18 protein-coding genes are annotated in these 25,287 nt (G+C 47.0%); 8 read left to right on the top strand and 10 right to left on the bottom strand.

Features of this window, described 5'->3' with window-relative positions:
• The first annotated feature begins 136 nt into the window (after nucleotides 1–136).
• Nucleotides 137–268 (top strand): hypothetical protein, encoded by a 132-nt coding sequence (locus tag QUB37_RS07910; RefSeq protein ID WP_333160713.1) that lies wholly within the window; start codon nucleotides 137–139, stop codon nucleotides 266–268.
• A 184-nt stretch (nucleotides 269–452) separates the two neighbouring features.
• On the opposite strand, the gene QUB37_RS07905 is transcribed toward QUB37_RS07910, so the two are convergent.
• The 7 genes from QUB37_RS07905 to pilM form a co-directional block, all read right to left on the bottom strand.
• Nucleotides 453–1,928: an NAD(P)/FAD-dependent oxidoreductase gene (locus QUB37_RS07905; RefSeq protein WP_333160711.1), complete on the bottom strand. Its 1,476-nt coding sequence runs from the start codon at nucleotides 1,926–1,928 to the stop codon at nucleotides 453–455.
• Between the two features lie 267 nt (nucleotides 1,929–2,195).
• Nucleotides 2,196–3,335, bottom strand: coding sequence for a threonine-phosphate decarboxylase CobD (cobD, locus tag QUB37_RS07900; RefSeq protein WP_333160708.1), 1,140 nt, complete (start codon nucleotides 3,333–3,335; stop codon nucleotides 2,196–2,198).
• Between the two features lie 15 nt (nucleotides 3,336–3,350).
• Nucleotides 3,351–3,659, bottom strand: a complete 309-nt coding sequence (locus QUB37_RS07895; RefSeq protein ID WP_278187376.1) for an HU family DNA-binding protein — start codon at nucleotides 3,657–3,659, stop codon at nucleotides 3,351–3,353.
• A 724-nt stretch (nucleotides 3,660–4,383) separates the two neighbouring features.
• On the bottom strand, nucleotides 4,384–6,771 hold the full coding sequence (locus QUB37_RS07890; protein ID WP_333160706.1) for an AMIN domain-containing protein: 2,388 nt from the start codon (nucleotides 6,769–6,771) through the stop codon (nucleotides 4,384–4,386).
• Nucleotides 6,772–7,254: 483 nt separating this feature from the next.
• Nucleotides 7,255–8,055 carry a pilus assembly protein PilO gene (locus tag QUB37_RS07885; protein WP_333160704.1) on the bottom strand — a complete coding sequence of 267 codons (801 nt, stop codon included), beginning with the start codon at nucleotides 8,053–8,055 and terminating at the stop codon, nucleotides 7,255–7,257.
• Nucleotides 8,052–8,948, bottom strand: coding sequence for a PilN domain-containing protein (locus QUB37_RS07880; RefSeq protein WP_333160702.1), 897 nt, complete (start codon nucleotides 8,946–8,948; stop codon nucleotides 8,052–8,054). The genes QUB37_RS07885 and QUB37_RS07880 overlap by 4 nt, the downstream gene beginning before the upstream one ends.
• Nucleotides 8,949–9,361: 413 nt before the next feature.
• Nucleotides 9,362–10,456, bottom strand: coding sequence for a type IV pilus assembly protein PilM (gene pilM / locus QUB37_RS07875; protein ID WP_333160910.1), 1,095 nt, complete (start codon nucleotides 10,454–10,456; stop codon nucleotides 9,362–9,364).
• Nucleotides 10,457–10,837: 381 nt separating this feature from the next.
• Here pilM and QUB37_RS07870 point away from each other — a divergent pair, with 381 nt between their 5' ends.
• Nucleotides 10,838–12,121, top strand: a complete 1,284-nt coding sequence (locus tag QUB37_RS07870) for a sugar ABC transporter substrate-binding protein (protein WP_333160700.1) — start codon at nucleotides 10,838–10,840, stop codon at nucleotides 12,119–12,121.
• A gap of 392 nt (nucleotides 12,122–12,513) precedes the next feature.
• Entirely contained in the window at nucleotides 12,514–13,089 is a 576-nt protein-coding gene (locus tag QUB37_RS07865) for a Uma2 family endonuclease (protein WP_333160698.1), read from the top strand.
• 5 nt (nucleotides 13,090–13,094) lie between these two features.
• Here QUB37_RS07865 and QUB37_RS07860 read toward each other — a convergent pair whose 3' ends face one another.
• On the bottom strand, nucleotides 13,095–14,360 hold the full coding sequence (locus QUB37_RS07860; protein ID WP_333160696.1) for a folylpolyglutamate synthase/dihydrofolate synthase family protein: 1,266 nt from the start codon (nucleotides 14,358–14,360) through the stop codon (nucleotides 13,095–13,097).
• Between the two features lie 151 nt (nucleotides 14,361–14,511).
• On the opposite strand from QUB37_RS07860, the gene QUB37_RS07855 reads away from it, so the two are divergent.
• On the top strand, nucleotides 14,512–15,504 hold the full coding sequence (locus QUB37_RS07855; RefSeq protein WP_333160694.1) for a DNA cytosine methyltransferase: 993 nt from the start codon (nucleotides 14,512–14,514) through the stop codon (nucleotides 15,502–15,504).
• Nucleotides 15,505–15,680: 176 nt separating this feature from the next.
• Here the strand turns inward: QUB37_RS07855 and QUB37_RS07850 are convergent, their stop codons facing one another.
• Together QUB37_RS07850 and rsmI are read right to left on the bottom strand one after the other, a co-directional pair.
• Nucleotides 15,681–16,898 carry a glycosyltransferase gene (locus QUB37_RS07850; protein ID WP_333160692.1) on the bottom strand — a complete coding sequence of 406 codons (1,218 nt, stop codon included), beginning with the start codon at nucleotides 16,896–16,898 and terminating at the stop codon, nucleotides 15,681–15,683.
• 77 nt (nucleotides 16,899–16,975) lie between these two features.
• The gene (rsmI, locus tag QUB37_RS07845) at nucleotides 16,976–17,857 is read right to left on the bottom strand and encodes a 16S rRNA (cytidine(1402)-2'-O)-methyltransferase (RefSeq protein WP_333160690.1); all 882 of its coding nucleotides are present in this window, start codon (nucleotides 17,855–17,857) and stop codon (nucleotides 16,976–16,978) included.
• A 49-nt stretch (nucleotides 17,858–17,906) separates the two neighbouring features.
• Between rsmI and QUB37_RS07840 the strand changes: the two genes are divergently transcribed.
• The 4 genes from QUB37_RS07840 to QUB37_RS07825 form a co-directional block, all read left to right on the top strand.
• Nucleotides 17,907–18,764, top strand: coding sequence for a PfkB family carbohydrate kinase (locus QUB37_RS07840; RefSeq protein ID WP_333160688.1), 858 nt, complete (start codon nucleotides 17,907–17,909; stop codon nucleotides 18,762–18,764).
• A gap of 232 nt (nucleotides 18,765–18,996) precedes the next feature.
• The gene (locus QUB37_RS07835; RefSeq protein WP_333160686.1) at nucleotides 18,997–20,121 is read left to right on the top strand and encodes a cupin-like domain-containing protein; all 1,125 of its coding nucleotides are present in this window, start codon (nucleotides 18,997–18,999) and stop codon (nucleotides 20,119–20,121) included.
• A 98-nt stretch (nucleotides 20,122–20,219) separates the two neighbouring features.
• Nucleotides 20,220–21,098: an inositol monophosphatase family protein gene (locus QUB37_RS07830; protein ID WP_333160684.1), complete on the top strand. Its 879-nt coding sequence runs from the start codon at nucleotides 20,220–20,222 to the stop codon at nucleotides 21,096–21,098.
• A 456-nt stretch (nucleotides 21,099–21,554) separates the two neighbouring features.
• Nucleotides 21,555–25,287 (top strand): DUF4347 domain-containing protein (locus QUB37_RS07825; RefSeq protein ID WP_333160682.1); only part of this gene is annotated, 3,733 nt, incomplete at its 3' end.

Raw genomic sequence — 25,287 nt, 5'->3', positions numbered from 1 at the left:
TGTAAGAGCTGTTTATAGTTGAGTTAATTCTAAGTAGAAGATGAAGAAGACTAAGGCTGATTGAACGCCAGCCGTTGATAGAATAATTTAAGAGGCTAACCAGGTACTTAAGAGTATTTGTAAAACCGATGATTGTATGCGATCGCCTATTAAATCTAATGTCGAGTTTAGCTCAGAATTTAATCTCATCATTACAATTCGGGCGACTCTGAATTTACAGCAGGAAGCAGAGGAAATCGAGTTTGTGCGCCCGATGGTGGATCGGTAGGGAGTCATAGGTTCCAAGCCGAATTATTTGTCCAGATGCAACAACAAGGTGCCCCACTCTAATAAGTGAATCAGGCATTAAATGCCAAAATTCAGAAGCAGACTATGGAATTAGCCCAAGTCAATTATATTGTGCCACTCACATACTTACCAATTACAAATTACCAATTACCCCTTTGATTGTTTCACTTCCAATACCTGCGCCAGTGAAACAAATTCTCCCACAAATTATGCTTAAAAGTGTTTCTGCCCAAGCGCTGCGACTCCCAAACAGCAGCAGTTTGACCATTAATTGCCGAAAAACTCGACCAAATATAAGGAAGTTCGGCGATCGCCTCAACCTTCATCCCGTGACGCACAGCCAAAGCGATGGCGTGAATCAACTCAGCAGCTTGTGGCCCCACAATACTCGCTCCCAAAAGCTCCCCGTTGCGACGCCCGACAATCTTACAAAAACCAGTTGTATCCCCGGACATTTGAGCTCTTTCAACATTCTTGAAATATTCCCGACAAACAATGAGATCGTCTCCAAAACGACGCCTTGCTTGAGCTTCTGTCAAGCCAACCCTCGCTAACTGGGGATCAGAAAAAATCGCCCAAGGAATCCCGCGATAATCTATTTGAAACATTGGCAAAAACAAAGCATTTTTTACAGCAACTGCTGCTTCGTAATTAGCGATGTGAGGGAACGGATAACCCCCAGCAACATCGCCGATCGCGTAAATGCGGTGATTTGTTGTTTGCAGCTTTTCATTTAAAATCACCCCCCGATCGCTGCATTTAACCTTAGCCGCTTCGAGATTTAACGATGAAAAATTGTGTCCTCTACCCGCAGCCAGAAAAATCTCCTCAGCTTCGATCGCCCTTGGCCCTGCTTGAATCCACTTTTTACCCTCAATCACCCTAGCTTGAGTCACCTCAGTTGCAGTCAGAATCCGCACTCCTTCAGCTTCCATTCCAGCTTGCACCAAACCAGCAGCCTCCCGGTCTTCTTTAGCCAAAATGTGCGAACTTTTCACCACCAAAGTGACAGCAACCCCTAGCCGAGCAAAAGTCTGAGCCACTTCCACACCGCTGGGATCGGCACCGATTACAGCCAAACTTTTAGGCAACTGGGGAAGTTTTGCTAATTGCCCGACAGTTTCCGAAGTAAAAAAGCCAGCAGACGAAAGTCCTTCAATATTGGGAATCGCCGGCAAAGTTGGACAAGCTAGCAAATAACAGAGCGATCGCAATGAACGCCCACCTGCAACAAAAGCCAAATCCGGTTTCGCAACAAACTCGCCGTTGCCAAAAATAACATCAACCCCGCGAGCAGCCAAAAGGCCGAGAGAATCAATTTCTGACAAATTAGAAACAACATCATCTGCCCACTTTAGAACCCCGTCAAACCGCAATTTGAGCGGCATAGAGGAATTAGCGACTTCCCAGCGAAGTCCCAACTGCTGGCGGCTGATCTGCTGGGCAAAACGAGCAGCCTCCCTCAAAGTTTGGCTGTATCTCAAACCAAGGTCGATCAACTCTTTCCCCCCAGTAGGCAAATCTTGCGAATTACTTAGCGGTTCCACCAAAGCAACGCGGGCCGGGAAATTAGTTGCAGTCAAAGCAGCATAACGTCCGGCCGGAGTTCCACCAATAATCACTAAATCATAGTCAAGCATAAATAAAGAAGGCAGTAGTCATTAGTCATTAGTCAGTAGTCATTAGTCATTAGTCATTAGTCAGTAGTCAGTAGTCATTAGTCAGTAGTCATTAGTTTATGACGATCGGCGCGCGGGGTCAGAAACCCGGTTTCTTCCTAGATACTTCGCTGCCAAATCCAAGATTTATCAGAGAAACTGGGTTTCTTGGGAAGTGCGCTCGAACGACCAATAAAATCGGTTTGTCAACTGACAACAGACAACTGTAAACGGACTAATGACTAATGACTAATGACTAATGACTTCTTTAAGTCCAGCAATCAGCCGCAGATTGTCCGCCCTAGAGCGCACAGCCACCCGAAAAAACCGATCGCCCAACTCAGGAAAACTCAAACAATCCCGAATCAAAATTCGGTTTCGTTCCAACAGACTTTTTTGAATCGAAGAAACCGACATCGACGCCTTAACCAACAAGAAATTAGCCGCCCCGGCAAAAGGCTGCAAACCTGGCAAATTAGCCAAACCCTCAAATAGCTCTCGGCGAGCAACAGGCAGCCAATCCCAAGTTTGCTGCTCAAAAACAGTATCTCGCACCACAGCAGCAGCAGCAGCAGCAGCCAAAGCATTCACAGGCCAAGGATCGCGCAGTAACTGCCAGCGGCGCAGAATATCGGGATGGGCGATCGCGCAGCCCAACCGCAGTCCCGGCAGAGAATAGAATTTAGTGAGCGATCGTAAAATCACCAAATTAGAAAACTCCTCAACAGCATCGATCAAAGTTTCCTGCTCAGAAGGCGGTAGAAAGTCCATAAAGGCCTCATCCACCACCACCATACCGAACTGCTTCACATAAGGCAAAATCGCCTCCCTACCAAACAGCAAACCCGTAGGATTGTGCGGGTTGTTCAGGAGCAAACCTCGTCGATGATCGGCATCGAGAGCAAGAGGAACCGGGAGACGGAGAGAAGGGGAGACAAGGGAACGGTTAGAAACCGAAAAATCATCCGTTCCTAACCGGCTTCCAGCCTCTGCGTCCAACGATTCGAGTTCCAAAGGACATTTCAGCACCTGCGCGCCGAAAGCCGAAAGAGCCCGCCAGTAATCGCCAAAAGCCGGAGTCACCAAATAAGTCGCCTCCAGCTTCGACAAATCCCAAGCCGCCCAAGTCAACAATTCCGCCGAACCATTCCCCGGCAAAATCCAATCCCGGTCAACATTCAAAGCCTCCCCCAAAGCAGTCCTGAGCTCCCCATAATCCGGATCAGGGTAAGCCGTCAGACTGCTCAAGTGTGCTTGAATCGCAGCCAGGGCAGACTCAGGAGGGCCCAAAGGACTGATACTCGCAGAAAAATCGAGAATAGCAGAGGGAGGGCAGCCTGCCAGTGCGGCTGCCCAAGCTAAATTCCCACCGTGTACAGGTCTAATCAAGACTCAGTTCGCCAGTTATTCTGCGTTTTTCGGCGGTGCAACTCTGTCCTTAAACAACTTCCCTGCGGAAAATGCAGGAACTCTGGTTGCCGGGATTTCCATCTTGTCGCCAGTTTTGGGATTGCGACCCTCGCGGGCCTTGCGTTCCCGCGACTCAAACGAGCCAAAACCGACCAGCGTCACCTTGTCGCCATCGGAGACAGCTTCCATGATTGCTTCGAGGGCGGCACTCAAAACAGCATCTGCCTGTTTTTTCGTCACGCTAGCCTTTTCCGCGACTGCATCAACCAATTCACCTTTGTTCATTGCGAACTCCTTCTGGATTTGCAAAATTACGTTAAACAGAGTTAGTTCAACTATTAGCCGTGAGTTATCAACTGGATTGAGGTGTGGCTTGGGAGGTTTGGGTGGTTCCCGATTGCTCCCGTCCGCTTCCCCGAATCACAACTCCTGCTGAATACCAATTACCCTAGGATAATTGGTCAGAAAAGGAATTTTTGTTTCTAACTGCTGAAAACCCCACAGCATCTAATTTTCACTGCATTATTCTAAAGTCTTGCCGACCGTTATGGATCGGTGGAACCTTTAATTTATATGGATTTGGACAATTTTTTTAATTAATCCCAAAATTTAGGTAAAAAAATACCACCTTGGAGAGAAGATTTCTCGCCTCGGTGGATTTCAGAGCAGAAAAAAAGGAGAAATAGAAGGAATAAAATGTAATTTGTCAAGGGCTAAAGGAAAAGTCTTTTCATTCTTCCTTCTTCCTTTCCCATCTTTCTTTCCCCCGTGGGCAGGGCTGTTTCATTCTCCTGAAACCCGCCAGGGACTGAAACCCGCCAGGGACTGAAGTCCCTGTCTCATAGCTGAAGTCGTCTGAAGACGACTGAAAGAGTGATTGATAGTCTTCTTGCATAGGACTAATGAGTTCTTTAGTCCTTGGAAGCGAGGACTTTAGCTTTGAGGCAGGGGTTTCAACCCCTGTCGGACTGTCGAACTCAGGGGAAAGAGCGTGGAAAGTTGACAGCAAGGCATTTTTCCTTTGTTCCTACTGTCTCGGCTGGACGGGCTGACTGCGCTGCAACAGTTGGCGCGCGTCGGGACTGATGTTGTTTTGGTAGCCAAAGTTCGATCGATCGCTATCATCCAAAATCTGCGGAGTCAGCAATACAATCAACTCCGCTCGCTGGTTGGTCTTACTGGTGCTCCTGAACAGCGAACCGATAATCGGCAAATCTCCCAAAATCGGAATTTTGTTCGCTTGAACCCGTTCTTCATCGCGGATAATCCCCGAAACAATCAAAGTCTGACCGTCCCGCAGGCGAATTAGCCCGGATTGCAACGATCGCTCGCCCAGCGGCGTGATACTATTGATGTTCGAACCCACCGAAAGGTCGATAGCGGGGTTGGGTGTCCTGATAATCGGGTTTACCCGCAGAGACACAAAGCCATTATCGTCAACCCGGTCAATCGCCACCCCCAACTGCAAACCCACCTTGTCTTTGACGGCCGTCGTTGTTGTCGTACTTGTATTTCCGGTAGTCTGCGTTTGTTGTGTGATGTTAGTAATCACCTCATCAGTAATATTCACATTCGCCGTTTCTCCTTCTTGAACCACCAGAGTCGGATCGGTCAGGATTTTGGCATTCCGGCTCTCAATAGTTGCCCGCAACGCCGACAGGAACCTCCTCGGATACTGGAACAGCGGGAACAAGCCGAAATCTGCACTTCCCGAAGTGGTTGCCGATCCAGGCTCGTAATTCGTAATTCCAACTCGCGTAGGGTCATTAGTAATTGGGGCTGTCGGCTGGAGGAACACACCTTTGGCGGCGGTATCGCGACCTTGACCTGTAAGCGGCACGATACGCCGGCCGTTCGCATCGTAGAAAACGTCCGGGGTTCCTAGGGGATTGCCTGTGATCGGTCGAGCGAGGATCCCGTTTCGGGCATCGCCCTCACTGGGCGGATTGATGCCGCCAAAATTGAGACTTGCCACCCCATCGTCATTGACAAAGAAATTGTTATTAATTCCGAAAGAGAAACTGCTATTAGTTTCGTTATTTCCCAACAAGTTGATATCGATCACCTTGACGTTGACAGCCACTTGACGGCGGCGCAAATCTAGCTGCGTCAAGAAAGCCACAGCCATGTCAACTTTGCGCGGGTCTCCCACCAAAGTGATGGAATTGAGCCGAGAATCCGCCAGCACCGACAGTCCCCTCAGCAAGAGCGGCCCGGTGCCTTCCCTAGCGCCGATCGCCTTAATGTCCGGTTCCCTAATTTCCACATCCCGCGCCGCATTTCCCTGGCCCACGCTTTGAATCGTCACCCGAGTAATCGGCAGTTGAGTTTCCGCGCCTTGAGCGCTCAAAAAGTTAGCTGCATCCGTAGAGCGAACTTGATTGAGCCGCAAAGTCCGAATGATAATATTGCGCGAGTCGATCGGCAAGCTAGTCCCTACAAAAATCGTCCGCCCCTGGCGGTTAGCTTGCAGTCCGCTGAGCCGTAGCACGTAATTAAAGACATCTTGCACCGACTCATTTTCGATGTCCAAAGAAATCTTCGGCCCTTCATCCGAGCCGGAAACTCCTGGCTGACCAGGCACTGCGGGCTGGCCCGGCTGAGCAGGGGCCCCGCCACCTGTAAAAGCAATGTTCAATCCAGCAGCGCGGGCCAGCAGAGCTAAAACGTCACGGACTGGGGCATCCCGCAGCACCAAGCGGGGGATGCGTTCTCCCGAACTCAGTTCAATATTTCCCGCGCCGGGGGCGATGTTAGACACTGCGATATCTCCCAAGGGCGGAGCAACGGCCCGCTGTTGGAAAGGTGCAGCCTGATTGCTTTGGGATTGAATTTCGCTGGGGAGGGGCGGGCGATCGTTCCTGGTAACAGTAACTTCGGGATTTGGCAGCATCACGCCTGGGGTTTGCGACGTGCGGACTTGGGGAGCAGGCCGGGGAGCGGTTTGGCTCAGCGGCAGTCCCGGAGGCGGCGGAGGTGCAGTTTGGGCAGACTGTACTGTACCACCCTGTCCGGCAACGCTGAGGACGATGCTTTGGCCTTGTCCCGGAACAATTTGTCCGTTGGGAACTCCGTTGGTGCCGGCTACCACAACGCGGATGCTGTTAGCCTCTACCTGGCTGATTTCTACTGAAGAAATTCCCGGAGCGGGGTTATCTTGACGGAAGCTGTTGCCTTGTGGCAAGCGAAGCTGGGTGTTGATAATTGTGGCTTGGTAAGTATTGCCGTTATTGATGGCGAAAACTTGCGGGCGATCGCCCTTTTCTGTTGCCAGCACAATATTTACGCCATTATTGCCTTGACTTACTTGCACTCCTGTGACTTGAGTCGGCGCTGCCCAGACGGGGGCTTGGGCGATCAGAACTCCTGCAACGCTGCATAAGAGTCCTCCACTTAACCGTAGATGCTGTTTCACGTTCTCTCCTCAACTACACTGTGTTATTTTTTGTTCGCAGTCTTTTGTCGCTAGCTGCTAAACTGACTAAAATATTCAAGGGTTCGAGCCTTTTTGAAGAAGGAAGAATTTATGCCCTTTTCGATTTTCTATTTTCGATTGGGAATAACTGATGACATCAGGGTTAGAAGCTATCCTACAGCAATCCTCGCATCATTTGTGCATTTCTTACTCCCTCCCCTTTGTAAGGGGAGGGTTGGGGTGGGGTAAAAAAAATACGACTCCTGTAAGGATTGCTATACAGTTCCATTACTTTTTGAAACTGGTATTAGAAGAAATTTGGTTTTAGAACAAATTTTTGATTGCCCTATAAAAAATATTTTTGTGGCATTCATAATTTTTTTACTTCTACCTTCAATCTTCCAATTTCAACCTTCTGCCTTCTCCTTTCTTGTGAAATAGCGAGTTGGAAACAATAGCTAATATCTATCCGCCAAACTACCGCTACTTAGCACCAGGACTCGGAGCCGGAGTTAGCGGTTTTTCTTCTTGCTTTAACGGCAGCAGGGCGTGCAAGTCAAAAGCAGTTTTAATTTTAGTTGGCGGCTGCTCTACAGGAACTATTTTCCCTTTCAAAAAATCAACTTCAATTGGCTGATTTGATGCTACCAATTCAGATTTCAAATTCCTAACTACCAACAGCGACTGCATCAACTCCAAGTTACGCATAAAATTGCGGGTTTGAGCGAAAGTGCCTTCAAACTCTACCTTAAATTTTTTGCGTCTGAGCTTGCCAGCCAGGGACGGCCCGAAGGAGGTATCCGCCAGAATATCAGGGTCTGGAGCTCCCGGCGCGGCGGTTGCTGCGGCTGGGGGCATATCCGGCTCAAATTTGGTAATTTTAGCCTTGAGGTCATCTCCTTGCACGCCGGCGTTGATTCTATTAACGAGTTGGGTCATGTCAAGCAAAAGCGTGTTGGCGCTGGCGTCGCTGGCAAACATTGCCGTCACTTGGGCGCGGCGCTGTTTTGCTTCTTCTTGCTTTGCTTCTGCTTCTGCCTTTTTCTGAATTTGAGATCGCAATTGCTGTTGCGTTTGCTTGCTTTCGCTAATTTTTTGCTTGGATGCGTCGGCTTTTTGGAATTCGGGGAGTACGAACTGGTAGCCGAGGCCGCCGGCAATGAGGAGACCGAGAACCGCGATGCCGATTGCTTGGACTTGGGGTGTCAGCTTAATGCCGAATATTTCCTGAGCCCCTGTCTCTTCTGCTTGTGCGCCGCTGGGAATAAACTGATTTGCTGTCATTGTTTTTTCACCTCTGGTTTTTGTGTTTCTAGCACTCCTTTTTCTTGAAGTGTTTCTATCCGTATTGCGAGCCCGTCTGCTTGCTTGCTTCGCAGCTCGGGGAGCAACTCGGAGGCCCCCGTCGGGCTGAGCGTCGTTTCAATTTTATATTCCACCACCGGTCGCAGTTTGGGAAGTTCTGCTGGTGCTGCGTTTTGGTTACGCACTTGTAATTGTGCGGGGTTGTTTTTTAATGTGGCCGCTATCAGTTTGGTATCGGTGTTAAGGAAGAAAGGAGAGCGCTGGACTAGCAGCATAAAGTCGTTAACTTGGGCAAAGGTACTGGCTATCCCTGAAATTTGTACTTTTGATGCCTGCTGCGGGACGACGGGCGGGGGAGCAGCAGCCGGGGGGGGGCTGGCTGGAGACGGACTCGCCCCTGGGGAGGCGGCGGGAGTTGCTGCGGGGGGTGGGGGTGCTGCTGCAACGGGGGAGGGACTTGGGTCGATTTGCTCGATTTTGTTAATTTGCACTCCCGCCGGAGTACGGGCACTGAGGTCTTGCAGCATCGCCGACCAAGGTTTAATTTGGTCGAATACTCCGGCTAATGCTTTGTATTCGGCGGTAACTTGGTCGGTTTCGGCGTTGATGGCTTTGATGGTGCTGGCTTGAGTGTTTAACAGGGCCAGTTCTGCGTCGATGGTTGCTTGTTCTTTGGCCAACTTGGTATTTTCGTTAGTCGCCCACCACCAGCCGCCCATGACTGCGGCGACGATGCCAATGGCAAACAGCGTCGCCCCATATAAGGGCAGTTGGTCTTTGGCTCCACCTGAACTTTTTTTAGCTGGGCTTTTGGCTGCAACGGGTTTGTAGTCGGGACGGTCGTTGAGAAAATTAATATCTAGGCTGTACATGGCTTCACTCGATTTTATAGCAGAAGGAAGAAGGCAGAAGGCACAAGGTAGAAGGTAGAAGGTAGAAGGCACGAGGTAGAAGGTAGAAGGAAAAAGTGATCTACCGCTTATGTTTCAGCAATTAAGAAGGTACTAACAGTCTTGGCTGTTGCTATAGATTTAAATGGGAAATTTTAGATTTTAGACAGAACCCAAGATTGCTGGTACAAGTGAAGGATTTATTTAGGGAAGAAAGAAACAACTTTCTGGCTTCTACTGAAGGAAGGGGCTGCTTCTACCTCAGATATATTCTACCTTTTACCTTCTACCTTCTACCTCCACTATTCTACCTTCTGCTTTCTGCCTTCTTCTTTTGGAAGGGGCTTTTACCTAAAATTTTCAAATCGGTTTTTCTCTCATCTACAACTGTTAGGTCACATAACCTCCCTTAGTCCTAAACCTAGGGCGACTCCTAAACCTGCTCGCTGTTCTGGGGTAATTTCTTGGCTGATTTCTAGCCCTAGAGTTTCGATGGGATCGACTTGAGATGCGGGCAAGCTTAATCTTTGCATAAAAAATTCGTCTAGTTTGCCGATCGCAGCTCCCGGACCCGCTAGCAGCAGTTGCGCTACTTCGAGTTCTTCGCTCTGGTTGAGGTAAAAGTCTACTGAGCGGCGCAGTTCGTCTGCTAGTTCTCCCAATACTTTTATCATCGCATTTGTGCCGGGATTGGCGTCTCCCGATGCCCCCATTGTATCTGTGACTGGCAGGGTCATGCCTTGCAGTTCGCTGGTGTCTCTGGTTGGTGGCAGGTTCATGGCTTGGTTGAGGGCGGTCTGGATTTGGTAGGTGCCGATCGGGATGGTACGGTTGAACTGAGGTATGCCGTCCACTACTATAGCTAACTCGGTGCTGTCAAATTCTATGGCGGTGAGAACAGCAGCTTCTTGGGACGAAAATTGTTGCAGTTGGTCTTTGAGGGTGCGGATGAGGGCAAAACTGGTTACTTCTAGTACGTCTATAATCAGTCCGGCTTCTTTGAATGTTTCGATGTATGTGTCGGTAACTTCTCTGCGGGTTGCTACTAAGACGACTTGCACTTTTTCTACTCCATCGTCATCTACAAAAAGGCCTATTTTTTGATAGTCTACGTCGGCGTCTTCTCTGGGAAACGGCAAGTACAGTCCTGCTTCTGCGTTCATGTAATCCCGCAGTTCTTCTTCGTTGAGCTCTGCGGGAACTGGGATGAGGCGGATGACGGCTTCGCGGCCGGGAATGGCTGTGGCTACTCGCTTGGCTTTGATTTTGTTGTCGGCGAGGACGGCGCGTATGAGTTCTGCCATTCCCGGCGGATCGACTATTTGTCCTTCTTGTACATAGTCTTCTGGAACTTCTATTGAGGCTAGGATGCCTAATTTTAATGCCTGAGCTTTCTTTTCGAGCTGAATGATGTTGATGCGGTCTGGGGCTATTTCGATCCCGATTCCTGGCTGGCGTTGGGAAAGTAGACCTTTGAAAAAGTTAACCATGTGATTGGGTCGCCGATAATTGCTATTTTTTTCTTTTGTAGTTGGCCAGCCTGATTCAGCGCGGCCCGTGTTGGAGGGTTGGTTTCCAACTGCCGCAAGAGTGCTGTAATCTCGGTATCCCGCCGTAGCTACGCAGCTCCGTCTGTGTTGCGCGATCGCTAGTTCCGATTTTATGCTATCCAATTTACTTGACAATAGCTATTCTGCTGCGAATGTCAACAAATTCCAGCTCGATCGACCGAAAACCTGCCGATTCTGCACAAAAACAGACTTTCTCGCTCCTGGGTCCAGGTACAAAACTCTGTTACTGACTCGATCGCGCTTGATTCTGGCGATCTCTTTTTTGTCTAACGGTTCCCATAACTCTCAAATTTTATTCTTATGAAACGTAAATCTTGGCAACTGTTTGCTGTCTTTGGACTGGTGGGGCTGCTGCTGGCTGCGGTGGTGAGTTGCGGCAAGCCGGCTGTTAATTCCCAGGCAAATAATACGCAGGAAATCGAGTTCTGGACTATGCAGCTTCAACCTCAGTTTACTGAGTATTTCAACAAGACGATCGCCGGTTTTGAAGCGGAAAATCCGGGGGTGAAGGTGCGCTGGGTGGACGTTCCTTGGTCGGCGATGGAAAGCAAGATTTTGGGGGCTGTTTCGGCGAAAACTGCGCCGGATGTGGTTAACCTCAATCCCGATTTTGCTTCGCTGTTGGCGGGACGCAATGCTTGGCTGGATTTGGATTCTCGAATTCCGCAGCAAGTTCGATCGACCTATCTGCCAAATATCTGGAAAGCTGGCGTACTCGACGGCAAGAGTTTTGGCATTCCTTGGTATCTCACGACTGGGGTGACAATTTACAATACGGAGTTGTTGAAGAAGGCTGGAATTGCTAAGCCTCCGGCTACTTATGCCGAGTTGGCAACTGTTGCCAAGCAGGTGAAGGAAAAGACTGGTAAGTTTGCTTTTTTTGTGACTTTTGTGCCGGAAGATTCGGCGGAAGTTTTGCAATCTTTCGTGCAGATGGGTGTGCCTTTGATTGACGCTAAAGGCAAGGCGGCTTTTAATACTGATAAGGGCAAAGCTGTTTTTCAGTATTGGGTAGATTTGTACAAAAACGGACTTTTGCCGCAGGATGTTTTGGTGCAGGGACATCGCAGGGCGATCGAGCTTTATCAAGCTGGGGAAACTACTTTGTTGGCTTCCGGCCCTCAGTTTTTGAAGGCGATTGCTGAGAATGCTCCGAGTATTGGTGCTGTTTCGGCTGCTGCGCCTCAAATTACGGGGGAAACAGGCAAGAAGACTGTGGCGGTGATGAATTTGGTTGTGCCCCGCGACAGCAAGCGCCCTGATGATGCTGTCAAGTTTGCTTTGTACGTGACTAATTCTCAAAATCAGTTGGCTTTTGCTAAGGCTGCTAATGTTTTGCCTTCTACGGTTGAGGCTTTGCAGGACGATTATTTTAAGAACGTTCCGACTGATGCTGCAGCAGCCGATCGAGCTCGGATTGTTAGTGCTTCTGGGTTGACTTCCGCCGAGCTATTGATTCCGCCTCTCAAGGATGTTAAGAAGCTGCAAAAGGCGATTTATGACAATTTACAGGCGGCAATGTTGGATGAGAAGTCGGTAGACCAAGCTGTGGCTGATGCGGCTAAGGCTTGGGATCAAAGGTAGTTTTTAATTGAAGCTGGGGCGGGATTTTTTTTGATCTCGCCCCTTGCTTTTTTCTGCCACTTGACGTATTATTAAATAATGGGAATCTGTGTCGCCATATATAAGCAGATATCAGCTTTTAAGTTATTATCGAATAATGAAATTATCGCCTCTTCACAACGCGGAGTCAGAGGAGAACTCTGGATAAGTCAATCTCGACTATTTTAGAGGTAAATGTTTGTTGATAAGAACGATCGCTCATCCCAGAAACCGAGTTTATTTATCCCGTGCGAGATCCTTTCTCAATTCAGCTTAATTGATGATTTGTAGGAATATAGCCTGAATTCCTCAAATATTCAGAAATTTGACTCGTGTTAAAATCAAAGCTCAGATCGGAATAGGAGAAAATTCTTATGCCAGCGATGACACTCAAAGATTTAAACCAAGTTCAAACCCTTTTTTCCGAAGCGGGTTTAGATTACCAAATTGAACTAGAAGACGGGATAATTTCAGTTATGGGGCCATCAGACATCGTATCCAGTGAAATCAGTAGCCGTCTCATCGCCTTTCTTTTCGCTTGGATAAATCCCCGTCGCTTGGGGAGAGTCTTTGACTCCGCAGGCGGTTTCATTATGCCAGATACGAATGTCAAAGCACCGGATGTTTCTTTTGTGCGCGCCGCCCGCTTGCGCCAAAGTCCGCGTTATTTTGGAGAACTTGTCCCCGATTTGGTGGTTGAGGTTAAATCTCAGAGCGATCGCATTAAGCCTATAGAAACCAAGGTTTTGAAGTTTATAGAGCTGGGTGCGATCGTCGGAATTCTGATCGATCCTGATGAAGAAACAGTGACTATTTATCGCTCTACAGGTGAACCGATTGTTTTAGGAAATGGCGATATCTTAACAGTAGCAGAACTTTTTCCCGGTTGGGAATTGCCCGTTTCTGAATTGTGGCCTCCTATCTTTACGGAGGAAGAAACACAATTCTGATGCGTTTAAGCTTGGGATTGTTGTTGTTGCAGAAAATAGCCGACGAGATAAAGCGAACCGCAAAGGATTGTTAGGTTGTCACCTGTAACAGCAGCATCTAAAGCTGTTGTTAAGTCGGGGAAGGCTTGACAGAGTGTTAATTCGGGACAGATAATTTGAGCGAGGGTGGCTAATTCTGCGGGGGATGATGAGTTTGGATCGGGTACGGGTACTAGGTAAAGTCGATCGCCCTTTTTGAGTAATGCTTTCAAAATATCATCGCAGTCTTTAGTCGCAAGAATGCCGATTACCCAGCTAATCGGTGACGGGTGATTGTTCAGGCGATCGACATATTCACGCAGGGCGATCGCGGCGGCGGGGTTGTGCGCGCCATCAATTAATATATTGCGGTTTTTCCAAGTTGTCTGCTGGAGTCTTCCGGGCCATTGGGTTTTGGCGATACCGTTTTCAATGGCGGTTGGGGAAATTTGCCATCCTTGGTTTTGGAGAATTTGCAAAGTTGCGATCGCAATTGCTGAATTCATTAGTTGAATTTTTCCCAGCAGCGGCAATTGATATTTTATTTTAACCGCATTTTGATTTAACTGATATTCTGCGAATCCTTGTCCTAAATCTATTGCTGGTTTTACCCAAGTTGCCGGACAGTCTAATTCTTGAATGCGTTTTTCTACTACTATTCTAGCTGATTCTGGCAATTCTCCGATAACTGCCGGACATTTTTCTTTAAGAATTCCCGCTTTTTCCCCAGCAATATCGGCGACGGTGGGGCCGAGTATTTGCCAGTGTTCAAGACTGATAGAAGTAATGACGCTCGCGAGAGGTTTTTCGCAAACGTTAGTCGCGTCTAATCTACCGCCCAATCCAGTTTCTATGACTGCGATGTCTGTTTTTTGTTCGGCGAAATACAGCCAAGCTGCTGCGGTGATTATTTCAAATTGAGTGGGAGTTTCGGTGTTGTTTTCGGTAGCGGCGACAACTCGTTCTAGACACTGTTGCAATTCTGTTGGGGAAATCGGTTTTTGGTTGATGCAAATTCTTTCTGTCCAATCGATTAGGTGCGGGGATGTGTAGCGTCCAACTCGATAGCCTGCTTCTGTTAGTACGGAAGAGAGATAAGCGCAAACGGAACCTTTGCCATTGGTGCCGGCAATGTGGATAATGGGTACTTGTTGGTGGGGGTTGTCTAGTTTTTGGAGAAGTTGGTGAATTCTTTCTAAGCCGAGGTGCACGCCGAAATGTTGGTAGGATTGGAGGATGGATTCTGCATTCATTGAGGATGATAAGTTCTGTTTGTGTGTGAATTATATTTTTTTATTAACCGCAGAGGGCGCAGAGGGCGCAGAGTGAGAGAAGAAAGAGATAGATATCTAAGAAAAGAGAGGTTTATAATTGATTTAGTGTATTTGTTGCGGATGAAAAAAGGTGGCTTTAGATATTATCTCTCTGTTTTCTGGTTGTGGGGGGTTGGATTTGGGTTTTCGGTTCGCTGGCTTTAATGCGGTTTGGGCGAATGAATATGATAAGTCTATTTGGGATACCTACGAGTTTAATCATCCTGAAACTATTTTAGATCGCAGAGATATCAGAAAAATCAAATCTGATGAAATTCCCAAATGTATTGGGATAATTGGCGGGCCTCCTTGTCAAAGTTGGAGTGAAGCCGGGGCGAAACGGGGGATTGATGACAGTCGGGGTCAACTTTTTTGGGAGTATATCAGAATTGTGCGGGACAAGCAGCCTCTGTTTTTTTTAGCTGAGAATGTTAGCGGTATTTTGGCTGGCAGAAACAAGGATGCTTTCAATTATATATTATCGCAGTTTGAGGACATCGGATATCGGGTTTCGTACAAGTTGTTGAATGCTAGACATTTTGGTGTTCCGCAAGATAGGCAAAGGGTGATTGTTGTTGGCTATCGGGAAACTCTGGGTTTTGGTTTTGAGTTTCCCGAACCTGGAATCGAGGTTTTGACGCTGAAAGATGCGATTTTTGATTTGCAGGCGATCGCCCCTATGTCAGTTAAGGGTAAATTAGATAATTATCACGATTATGTCAAAAATCACGAATGTGCGGATTTGGGGTTTTCGAGCATTTATATGTCGCGCAATCGAGTTAGAAGTTGGTCAGAACCTTCTTTTACAATTCAGGCAAGTGGCAGACACGCACCTCTCCATCCTCAAGCTAGTAAAATGATTTTGGTTGGTAAAGACAAACGCATTTTTGACCCCAATTCACCTCAGCCTTACCGTCGGCTTTCTGTGCGAGAGTGCGCGAGAGTTCAGACTTTCCCGGATAATTTTATTTTTAAGTATAAGTATATTGCTGATGGATACAAAATGGTCGGCAATGCTGTTCCTGTGAATTTGGCTAGAGTTTTGGCAAGTAAGATTTGTGCGGATATTGTCATAGGGCATTAGTGTCAACTTAAGCCGGCCATCTACCAGTCGCCAGGGAATGAATTCCACGGGGCTTGCGAAAGTCCTCGCTATGAAGACTAATCTCGAATCCCGTTGACATCAGAATTATTCATCTCTCCCTTCTCTTCCTCTGTGTCCTCTGTGTCCTCTGTGGTTTCATCATTCCGAATTATCTGTCATTGAAACTTGGTTAACTCGCCGAGGTTCTGCTGAATCGCATTTGTCCCGCGAATATGAGACAATGGAGAACCTCCGTACAAAAAGCTATTCAAACTAACTTGATAATTTTGCTGAACAGCTAAATCTAGCCACAAATTGTTAATCGCATCTCCTTGTTTGTAGTCTGGAATATTGTGCTGATAGTAAGGAAAACTGTCTATACAAGTATTGAAAAAGTTCTTGCGCCCGCAATGTTTTAAATACTGATATCGCGGTTTGAATTCTGTTTGATTTTCCAATACTGTATATATAGTATCTGCGAGAGATTCCGGGTCAAATTTGGCGTAAAGACCCGCACCTTCGGGGAAAACAGGCGAGTTTCCTCTGGCGTATTGGTTGAATTCTTCAAAACAAATTACTGGTACGTTGCAACTCATTGCTTCGGTAATTCCCCGGTTTTTTCCTTCGAGGAGGGAACCGAGGACGAATGCTTGGGCTCGCGAATAATATGTGGGGATTTCGCTGTAGTAGTCTACTCTTGGTACTAAGTTAATGTAGTCGGAGGGATTGTCTAAAATTGCCTCGACTTGTTGCCATTCTTGTAAGGCGTACTGGTCGAGAGTTTTTAGGTTTCTAGCATCAAATTCGTGGCCGGTGACTACTGTTAATTTAATCGGTTTTTGCGGATATTTTTGGCGGTAAACTTTTAAGGCTTTGGCTATGATTGGCAAATTTTTTTCTTCGGAAATTCGGGCGACGGCGAGGAGGTCGATGTCTTTTGCGGGGACGTTGCGCGGGGAAATTAAGTATTCGTTGATGAAGTCGGTGTCTTGCAGTGGTATGATTGGTTTGTGGGCGCGATCGACATAAGTTTCGCGAAACCACTTTTCTCGCTGTGGGTTTTTGTATAAGCTGGAGTAGGCGTCAGCTATGGGGGCCCAGGAGTAGGAGATTCCGGGGGAATAGGTGAAGGAGAAAAATACTGATGAAAGTTGGGGAAATAGTTTGTTTATGAGTTCGACTGCTTCGCTGAAGTAAATTCCTTTGATGAAACGCCCTTCATAAAACAGTGGGGGAAGCAAGACGTAGAAACTTACGGTATCGAAGCGGTGGGGTTGGTCTTCAAATATCTCCCAGGTAAAGGCGTCTAAGTCTGCATAAATTTCGGCGATTGGTTTGTTGATGTGGGGGTTGCGTAAATATGGTTTTTGTCGATCGTAGTTTCCGCGTACCATATAATTCTGAGTGTGAGTATCTAGCTTTTTTTATTTAACCGCAGAGGGCGCAGAGGGCGCAGAGAAGAAGAGAGATTTCACAACTCATCCACGGGTTTTTCTAATGATTCATTGTCGCCAATTGTGAGGGCGAGTTGGTAGATTTGGCGGCGGGGGAGGGATGTTTGTTGCGCTAGCTGGCGGCTGGCTTGGGAACGACTTATGCCTTCTGCAATTAATGTTTGCAATTCTGCTTTGATGGCGTCTTCAGAAAATATTGGTGCGGCTGTTTGGATGCCGGCAATTAGGAGGGTAAATTCTCCCTGGGGTTCGCGATTGCTGTAAAGCTCGATCGCACTTTCTATACTACCACGCCAAAACTCTTCGTGCATTTTAGTTAACTCTCTCGCCAGCACAATCTGTCTGTCGCTTCCCAAAGTAGTTGCTAAATCTTGTAAAGTTTGCCGCAATCGGTGCGGAGATTCATATAATATTATAGTGCGGGATTCTATTTGTAAAGCTTCTAAACTCTGTTGGCGTTCTTGACCTTTCACGGGTAAGAAACCTTCAAATACAAATCTTTCTGTGGGTAATCCTGATGCAGTTATGCCAACAATGCAGGCGGTCGGGCCGGGAATCGGAATAATGTTAATATTAGCATCGGCGCAGGCTTTGACTAACTCGTATCCGGGGTCAGAAATTCCCGGCATTCCGGCATCGGTGACGAGGGCGATATCTTTGCCTAAAAGCAGTTTGTCGATGAGTTCGGGGAGTCGCTGGTTTTGGTTGTGTTCGTGATAGCTGATTTGGGGAGTTTTGATTTGAAAATGGTGCAAGAGTTTGCCTGTATGGCGGGTATCTTCGGCGGCGATGAAGTCTACTTTTTGCAAGATTTTGATGGCGCGAAATGTCATGTCTTCCAGGTTGCCGATCGGGGTTCCTACGATGTAAAATGTTCCTGTGGTGGGATTTGCTTGCATTTTAAGATTGGGATTTTTTAACCGCAGATGAACGCGGATTAACGCAGATATGAAAACGGGATTATTCTTGGGATTGGCGACTTTAGATTTAGTTTATTTGGCAGGGAAGCCTCCGGGTGAAAATCAGAAAGTTGTTGCTTCTGATTGTACCATTGCTGCGGGCGGGCCGGCGGCAAATGCTGCGGTCACTTTTAGCTATTTGGGGAATGCGGCGGTATTAGCGGGCGTTTTGGGCACTCACGCGATCGCCCAATTAATTCGTGCAGACTTAGCGGAGTATAATGTCAGGATAATTGATTTGGAACCGGGGCGATCACACTCGCCGCCAGTTTCCTCGATTATTGTAACTGAAGCAACGGGCGATCGATCGGTAATTTCCATCAATGCTACGAAATCGCAAGTTGACAGTCAAACAATTAACCAGGATATTTTAACATCCGTTAATATTGTACTGGTTGACGGACATCAAATCGCAGCCAGCCAAGAAATTGCTCAACTTGCCAAGTCAAAAAACATTCCCATTGTCCTCGACGGTGGCAGTTGGAAACCCGGATTAGAGGAAATCTTACCTTTTATTGAATGGGCGGTATGTTCGGATAACTTTCATCCACCAGACTGCGACAATTCCGAACAAGTCTTTGCTTACTTGTCAGCCGCAGGAATTCCCAATATTGCCATCACTCGCGGCGAAAAATCAATTTCATACCTCAGCAATGGCACTTACGGCACTATAGAAGTACCTCAAATTCAAGCCACAGACACTTTAGGCGCTGGCGACATCTTTCACGGGGCTTTCTGTCACTACATTTTGCAAAATAACTTTACCGATACTCTCACCGCTGCATCTAAAATCGCTTCCCATTCCTGCAAAAGCTTCGGAACCCGCGCCTGGATGAATAAGAGTTAATTTTAAATTAAAATTAACCAAACTATCCGGTTAAAACCGCTCAAAGCTAGAAAACTTGAACTGGCAACACTTGTTGAGTTAAAATCCTGACAGCAACCTCGACAAAATTTGTGAAATTCTCTCTTCTCTTCCTTCGCGCCCTTAGCGCCTTCGCGGTTCGTTAACAAAATTGCTATATTAGTAAGACAAGTTAAAGTCACACAAAACACTCCCAAAACAACATACCCGAATCATGTCTGACACCCAACCTCTAACTATCACCCTTCCCCCTTTGCGGATTACCCTAACAGAACAGCAGCAAGTTAACCTAGAATGGCTGACACAAAATTTGCCCAATCTACTCACCCCAAGCAAACAAGAACTTCCCGACAATATGAAACAGTGGGTGGCGGCTAACAAATTATTAAATCAACCCGATGCAGAAATCATTCAAGGACTAATAAATACCGGCATAGATGCGGAAACAGCCACCGCAGAAGTTAGGGAAATATCATCTCATCCCTACTTTCAAGCAGGTAGTCAGTACGTGCAGTTATTGCAGAAATTAGAATCGCATCTCAGGATTAGCAATCAATTAGCTGCATTGTCTTCCAAGTTTGGCACAATCGAACGCAAAAGCAGCCTTTCTAGAGAGTATTTTCTCGAAAACTACTATGCAAAAAATACTCCAGTAATTATTACCAATATTATGCACAACTGGAAAGCGTTGCAGTTGTGGACGCCGGAGTATTTACAGCAAAAATATGGCGATGCAGAGGTACAAATTCAAGCCAACCGCAACTCTGACCCAAATTACGAAATCAAGATAGAAAATCACAAAAAAATTGTTTTGTTCCGCAAATATGTAGAGATGGTGGTCAAGGGCGGGCCTAGCAACGACTACTACATGGTTGCTAACAACCAAACTCTGGAAAGAGAGGAATTTAAACCCTTATTCAACGACATTGAAATTTTCCCTGAATACCTCAATCCAACGGATACAAAAGGCAGAGTTTTCTTTTGGTTCGGGCCCAAAGGCACGATTACACCGCTGCACCATGACCCAGTTAATTTAATTTTAGCTCAAGTGTCTGGTCGCAAACTAATTAAGTTGATTTCTCCGCAACAAACACCTCTGCTTTATAATCACGTCGGAGTTTTCAGCAAGGTGGACGGCGAAAATCCGGATTATGACAAATACCCACTTTACAGAGATGCGAAAATTATTGAAGTGATTTTGGAACCGGGAGAAGCTATCTTTATTCCTGTCGGTTGGTGGCACCATGTAAAATCATTGGAGGTTAGTATTTCGGTTTCTTTTACTAATTTTGTGTTTCCTAATTATTATGAATGGAAATATCCTCATATTAATTGGTAATTGCTAATGTATGGTTCCCCGGGGCGGGCACGGGGACACCGCCCCTACAGAAATCTGCGTTAATCGGCGTTCATCTGCGGTTCACAAACAAGAAACTCATGAAAACTCTCGAAGAAATCAGCGAAATTGCCCGATCGATCGCCTGGAGTGCATCAGATATCCTACAATCCTATTATCGGCAGGATTCCAACACTCCTAACCTTGACATCCAAGAGAAAAAAGATGGCCCCGTCACCGCCGCCGATGTCGCTGTCAATTCTTACATCCTAGACGAATTGCAATCGGCTTTGGGGAATGCAGAATTTGGCTATCTCAGCGAAGAAACTTACAAATCTTATTTAGAAACTAACGGTCAAATTCCCTTACCTCAAAGTTGGGTTTGGATTATTGATCCTTTGGATGGAACGCGAGATTTTATTGACAGGACAGGGGAATTTGCAGTTCACATTGCTTTAGCGTTCGAGGGAAGACCGGTATTGGCAGTTGTGGCTTGGCCCGAACAGCAAAAGATTTATTACGCGGTGCAAAATGCTGGCGCTTTTATGGAAAGCCGGGGGGGTTCAGCGGTCAAATTGCAGGTTTCGGCGCGAAATACAGCGGCGGATTTATCTATAGTAACTAGCCGCAGTCACCGGGACGATCGCTTTAATCAATTGTTACAAAAACTGCCTTGTCAAAATCAAATAGCTGTTGGCAGTATCGGCTGTAAAATTGCGACACTTGTCGAACAAAAGGCTGATGTTTATATTGCTCTTTCGGGAAAGTCTGCGCCTAAAGATTGGGATTTAGCGGCGCCCGAATTAATTTTGACGGAAGCGGGCGGTCAATTTACTCGTTTTGACGGTTCTACTTTGCAGTATAACCGGGGAGATGTGAGTCAGTGGGGGGGATTGTTGGCGAGTAATGGTTGCTGTCACGCTGCTTTGTGCGGGCAAGCTGAGCAGATTTTAGCGGGGATAGATGGGGGTTTGAAGTAAGTCCGTGAAGCGAAGCTATCCCGTAGGGAATCACTCGTAAAGATGGTAACGAATAAGTTTTAGGGGCGGGTTTTACTAAAAATAATTGCCTAATACCAATTATCTCCTAAACCCGTCCCCACCCTTGCCCGAAAGTCCGCCAGGGTTGAAACGAACTGCCCAACCGCATCGCAGATATCTATCAAAAATCCCGTTCTTAATATTTCAGTCTCATTACACTTGCAATTGAAGTGTTTTTGTGTTATATAATCTGCCTCAGAATGGCTCATCCGTAATATTACTTAATAAATTCCCCCATCTTTATCAAAACTTTAAATAAAAAGGTGTTTATAAAGAAAAGTTTATATAGATTTTCATAAAAAACAGTTATGGTTACTACAACCTTCAGAAATGTTTCGGACGCAAGTGGCGAAACAGGGAAATCATTGTCTTTTTTTAGCTATCAATAGGTGTATTATGCCAAATTTAAATAATCAAGTTTCACCAAGTGCGATCGCCTTTATCGACACTCAAGTAGAAAATTATCAAAGTTTAGTCGCCGGGGTAAAAGCGGGTACGGAAGTAGTCGTTTTGGATGGGAATAAAGATGCGATCGACCAAATTACTCAAATTTTAGCTCTTCGTACCAATATTGACAGCATTCACATTGTTTCTCACGGTGCTCCGGGCAGCTTGCAACTGGGCGACGGTAGCTTGGATTTAGATGATATAGAATGCGATCGGGATTCTCTACAGCAATGGTTTTCGCCACAAACCGACTCAAGGAGCAAAAATCGACCTAATATACTCCTTTACGGGTGCTGTGTAGCAGCAGGCGAGACAGGTAAAGCATTTGTCAAACGCTTGAGTGAATTAACCGGCGCATCGGTTGCGGCTTCCAAAAACCTCACCGGAAGTGTAGCAAAAGGCGGCGACTGGGAACTGGAAGTCAGAACCGGGAAAATAGAAGCACCGCTGGTATTTGAACCCCAAGTGTTAGCGGGTTACGAGTACGTTTTGAATAGTTTTGGTGCTGCGACTAATTTTGCCGCGGGGTCACTTCCCAGAGGTATTAATGTAGGGGATTTCAACGCTGATACCTTCCCAGACTTGGTAGTGACAAACCAGAATGACGACAACATTTCCATTTTGTTAGGGAATGGCACAGGGGGTTTTGGCACGGCTAGCAACTTTGCCGTAGGTTCAAGTCCGCGTTACATCACATCAGGACTGTTTAACAATGACAATTTCCCCGACTTAGCAGTAGTAAATAGTAGTAATATCTCCATTCTGTTAGCAAATGGCACTGGTGGCTTCTATGTAGGTAATGATTTCAATGTGGGTAACACTCCCCTTTCAATAGCTGTCGGGAACTTTAACAGCGACACTTTCCTCGATTTAGCAGTGGTAAACGCTAACCCTCAAGGTGCTGGTAGCGTCTCAATTTTGTTGGGAAATGGTGCTGGCAGCTTTGGCGCTGCCACTAATTTCAATGTTGGTTCTATTCCGGCTGGCGTTGTTGTAGGCAACTTTAATGCTGACAGTTTACCTGACTTAGCCGTTGCCAACAGTCTCTCTAATAATGTCTCAATTCTGTTAGGAAATGGCACGGGCGGATTTGGTGCAGCTACTAATTTTGGGGCTGGGCAAGGTTCAAATTCGATCGCCACTGGGGACTTTAACGGAGACACTTACCTCGACTTGGCCACAGTTAATGGCAGCTCTAACAGTGTCTCAATTCTATTGGGAAATGGCACTGGTGGCTTTGGCGCGGCCACTGATCTTAGCGCAGGGGCAGGGCTTAACGGCATTGTGGTGAAAGACTTAAACGGAGACGACAAACTTGACTTAGCAGTAACAGGCACTAACGGCGCTGCAATTTTAGTAGGAAATGGCACTGGGAGTTTTAGTTCAGCCGTTAACTTTGCTGCGGGGACAAGTCCAATGTCCATTATTGCCGGCAACTTTAATGCTGATACTCTACCGGATTTGGCAGTAGCGAACAACGGTTCAGATAACGTTTCGGTGCTGCTGAATACACCCAATACAGTTAATTTCGGGGCTGCAACTTACACCCGTACAGAAGGAACAACAGACACCGCAGTTGATATTCCCGTCACCCTCACCGGTGGCACACCCTTGGGCGATGTAACTGTGCCAATTGTCATCGACCCCAGCAGCACAGCCACCCAAAATTCAGACTACACCATTTCCCCTACAACTGTTATATTCCCCGCCGGTGCAACAGGTTCCGCACTCACCCAAAATATTGCAGTTACTATCAAACCCGACAATCTCCCTGAAAACGCCGAAACCGCAATCCTCAACTTTGGCGCAATCACCGGAGGCATTGCAGGTACAACCAAACAAACAACATTAAATATTGCAGCAAACGGTACTGTTTCTTATGCCATTGCCACTGGTACTGCCAGCATTCCTGAAGGTAATACCGGCACAAAACCTCTGACTTTCACCGCGACTCGCAGCGGCAACACAGGCGGGGCAAGTAGCGTCAATTATACGATCGCCGGCACAGCTACAAACATCAGCGATTACAACAACATCGGCGGCACTTCAGGGGCAACTACTGCTACTGGCACCATTAATTTTGCCGCCGATGAAACATCCAAAACCATTACTCTCGATGTATTAGGCGACACCCAAGTTGAACCCGACGAAACCATAGCCGTTACCCTGTCAAATCCCACCAGCCCGGGCTCCACACCGACAATTACCACTGCAACCGCTACCACAACTATTACTAATGATGACAAAGCTGGCTTTACTATTAACCCAATATCGGGATTAACTACAAGTGAAGCTGGTGGCAAGGCAGAATTTACAGTCAAACTCAACGCTCAACCCACTGCTGACGTTACCATCGGTTTGAGGAGTGACAATGTTGAAGAAGGAACAGTTTCAACTAATAGCTTAACTTTCACTCCTGCTAACTACAATCAACCGCAAACAATCACGATAAGTGGTGTTGAAGATTTAGTAGCTGATGGCCCTAAACCTTACAAAATTGTCACCGCTGCTGCTGTGAGTACCGATGTTAATTACACTAACCTCGATCCTGAAGATGTCACCGTCACCAACAGTGACAATAAAACTCCCGGAATTACGGTGAATCCGACGGCGGGATTAACTACTGGTGAAGATGGCACTAAGGCTAACTTTACTGTGGTGCTGAATACTCCGCCGACTGCTGATGTGACTATCGGTTTGAACAGTGACAATGTTGCCGAAGGAACAGTTTCGGTTAATAGCTTAACTTTCACTCCGGTTAACTGGAATACACCGCAGCCGGTGACTGTGACAGGGGTTGAGGATAGCATTGTTGACGGCAATATTGACTACAAAATAATCACGACGGCTACTGTTAGTACAGATCCGATTTACAACAACCAAGATGTAGCGGATGTTAGCCTCAGCAATAAAGACGAGGATACGGCTGGTATTTCTATTACCCCCACGGCAACAACTGCTACAGAAGGCGGCGCGACGGGCAATTATGCGATCGAGTTAACGTCACAGCCGATCGCTCCTGTTACCATTAACTTTAATGCTGGAAGTGAAATAAATGCGATCGCGCCTGTTATCTTTGATAGCACGAATTGGAATGTTGCCAAAACAGTCACAGTCACTGCTACCGACGACAGCAAAGCCGAAGGCACGCACAGCGGCACGATCGCTCACACTGTTACCAGTACCGACACTAAGTATAGCGGTCAGACCATTCCGGATGTCAATGTAGCTATTACCGACAACGACACAGTAGGTGTCAGCATTTCTCCCACGCAAACAACTGCTACTGAAGACGGGGCGAATGGCAGTTATACAGTAAAACTCAACAGCCAGCCGATCGCCTCTGTTACTATCACTCTCACAACAGGTGAGCAGATTGAGGCGATCGCGCCTATCACTTTCACTACCCTTAATTGGGATAGTGTTCAAACCGTTACGGTGAAAGCTGTTGATGATACGGTTGTCGAAGGGGCTCACAGCGGTACTATCACTCACAGTGTGAGCGGCGGTGATGCTAAGTATAATGTGGTTGTGGTTCCAGGGGTGACAGTTGCGATCGCTGATAACGACACTGTACCAGAACCAATCGGCGGTGGTGGCACTACACCAGAACCAATCGGCGGTGGTGGCACTACACCAGAACCAATCGGCGGTGGTGGCACTACACCAGAACCAATCGGCG

Source organism: Microcoleus sp. AT3-A2 (genome assembly GCF_036705685.1).
GTDB lineage: Bacteria > Cyanobacteriota > Cyanobacteriia > Cyanobacteriales > Microcoleaceae > Microcoleus.
Note: the sequence above shows the minus strand (reverse complement) of the source record. Positions and strands in the feature narration are given on the sequence as shown.

Bases quoted from the DNA above. Each gene is read 5' to 3' on its own strand.
- QUB37_RS07910 (WP_333160713.1), top strand. From the start codon at position 137: ATGCGATCGCCTATTAAATCTAATGTCGAGTTTAGCTCAGAATTTAAT.
- QUB37_RS07905 (WP_333160711.1), bottom strand. From the start codon at position 1,928: ATGCTTGACTATGATTTAGTGATTATTGGTGGAACTCCGGCCGGACGT.
- QUB37_RS07885 (WP_333160704.1), bottom strand. From the start codon at position 8,055: ATGACAGCAAATCAGTTTATTCCCAGCGGCGCACAAGCAGAAGAGACA.
- QUB37_RS07880 (WP_333160702.1), bottom strand. From the start codon at position 8,948: ATGTACAGCCTAGATATTAATTTTCTCAACGACCGTCCCGACTACAAA.
- pilM (WP_333160910.1), bottom strand. From the start codon at position 10,456: ATGGTTAACTTTTTCAAAGGTCTACTTTCCCAACGCCAGCCAGGAATC.
- QUB37_RS07870 (WP_333160700.1), top strand. From the start codon at position 10,838: ATGAAACGTAAATCTTGGCAACTGTTTGCTGTCTTTGGACTGGTGGGG.
- QUB37_RS07865 (WP_333160698.1), top strand. From the start codon at position 12,514: ATGCCAGCGATGACACTCAAAGATTTAAACCAAGTTCAAACCCTTTTT.
- QUB37_RS07860 (WP_333160696.1), bottom strand. From the start codon at position 14,360: ATGAATGCAGAATCCATCCTCCAATCCTACCAACATTTCGGCGTGCAC.
- QUB37_RS07850 (WP_333160692.1), bottom strand. From the start codon at position 16,898: ATGGTACGCGGAAACTACGATCGACAAAAACCATATTTACGCAACCCC.
- rsmI (WP_333160690.1), bottom strand. From the start codon at position 17,857: ATGCAAGCAAATCCCACCACAGGAACATTTTACATCGTAGGAACCCCG.
- QUB37_RS07840 (WP_333160688.1), top strand. From the start codon at position 17,907: ATGAAAACGGGATTATTCTTGGGATTGGCGACTTTAGATTTAGTTTAT.
- QUB37_RS07835 (WP_333160686.1), top strand. From the start codon at position 18,997: ATGTCTGACACCCAACCTCTAACTATCACCCTTCCCCCTTTGCGGATT.
- QUB37_RS07830 (WP_333160684.1), top strand. From the start codon at position 20,220: ATGAAAACTCTCGAAGAAATCAGCGAAATTGCCCGATCGATCGCCTGG.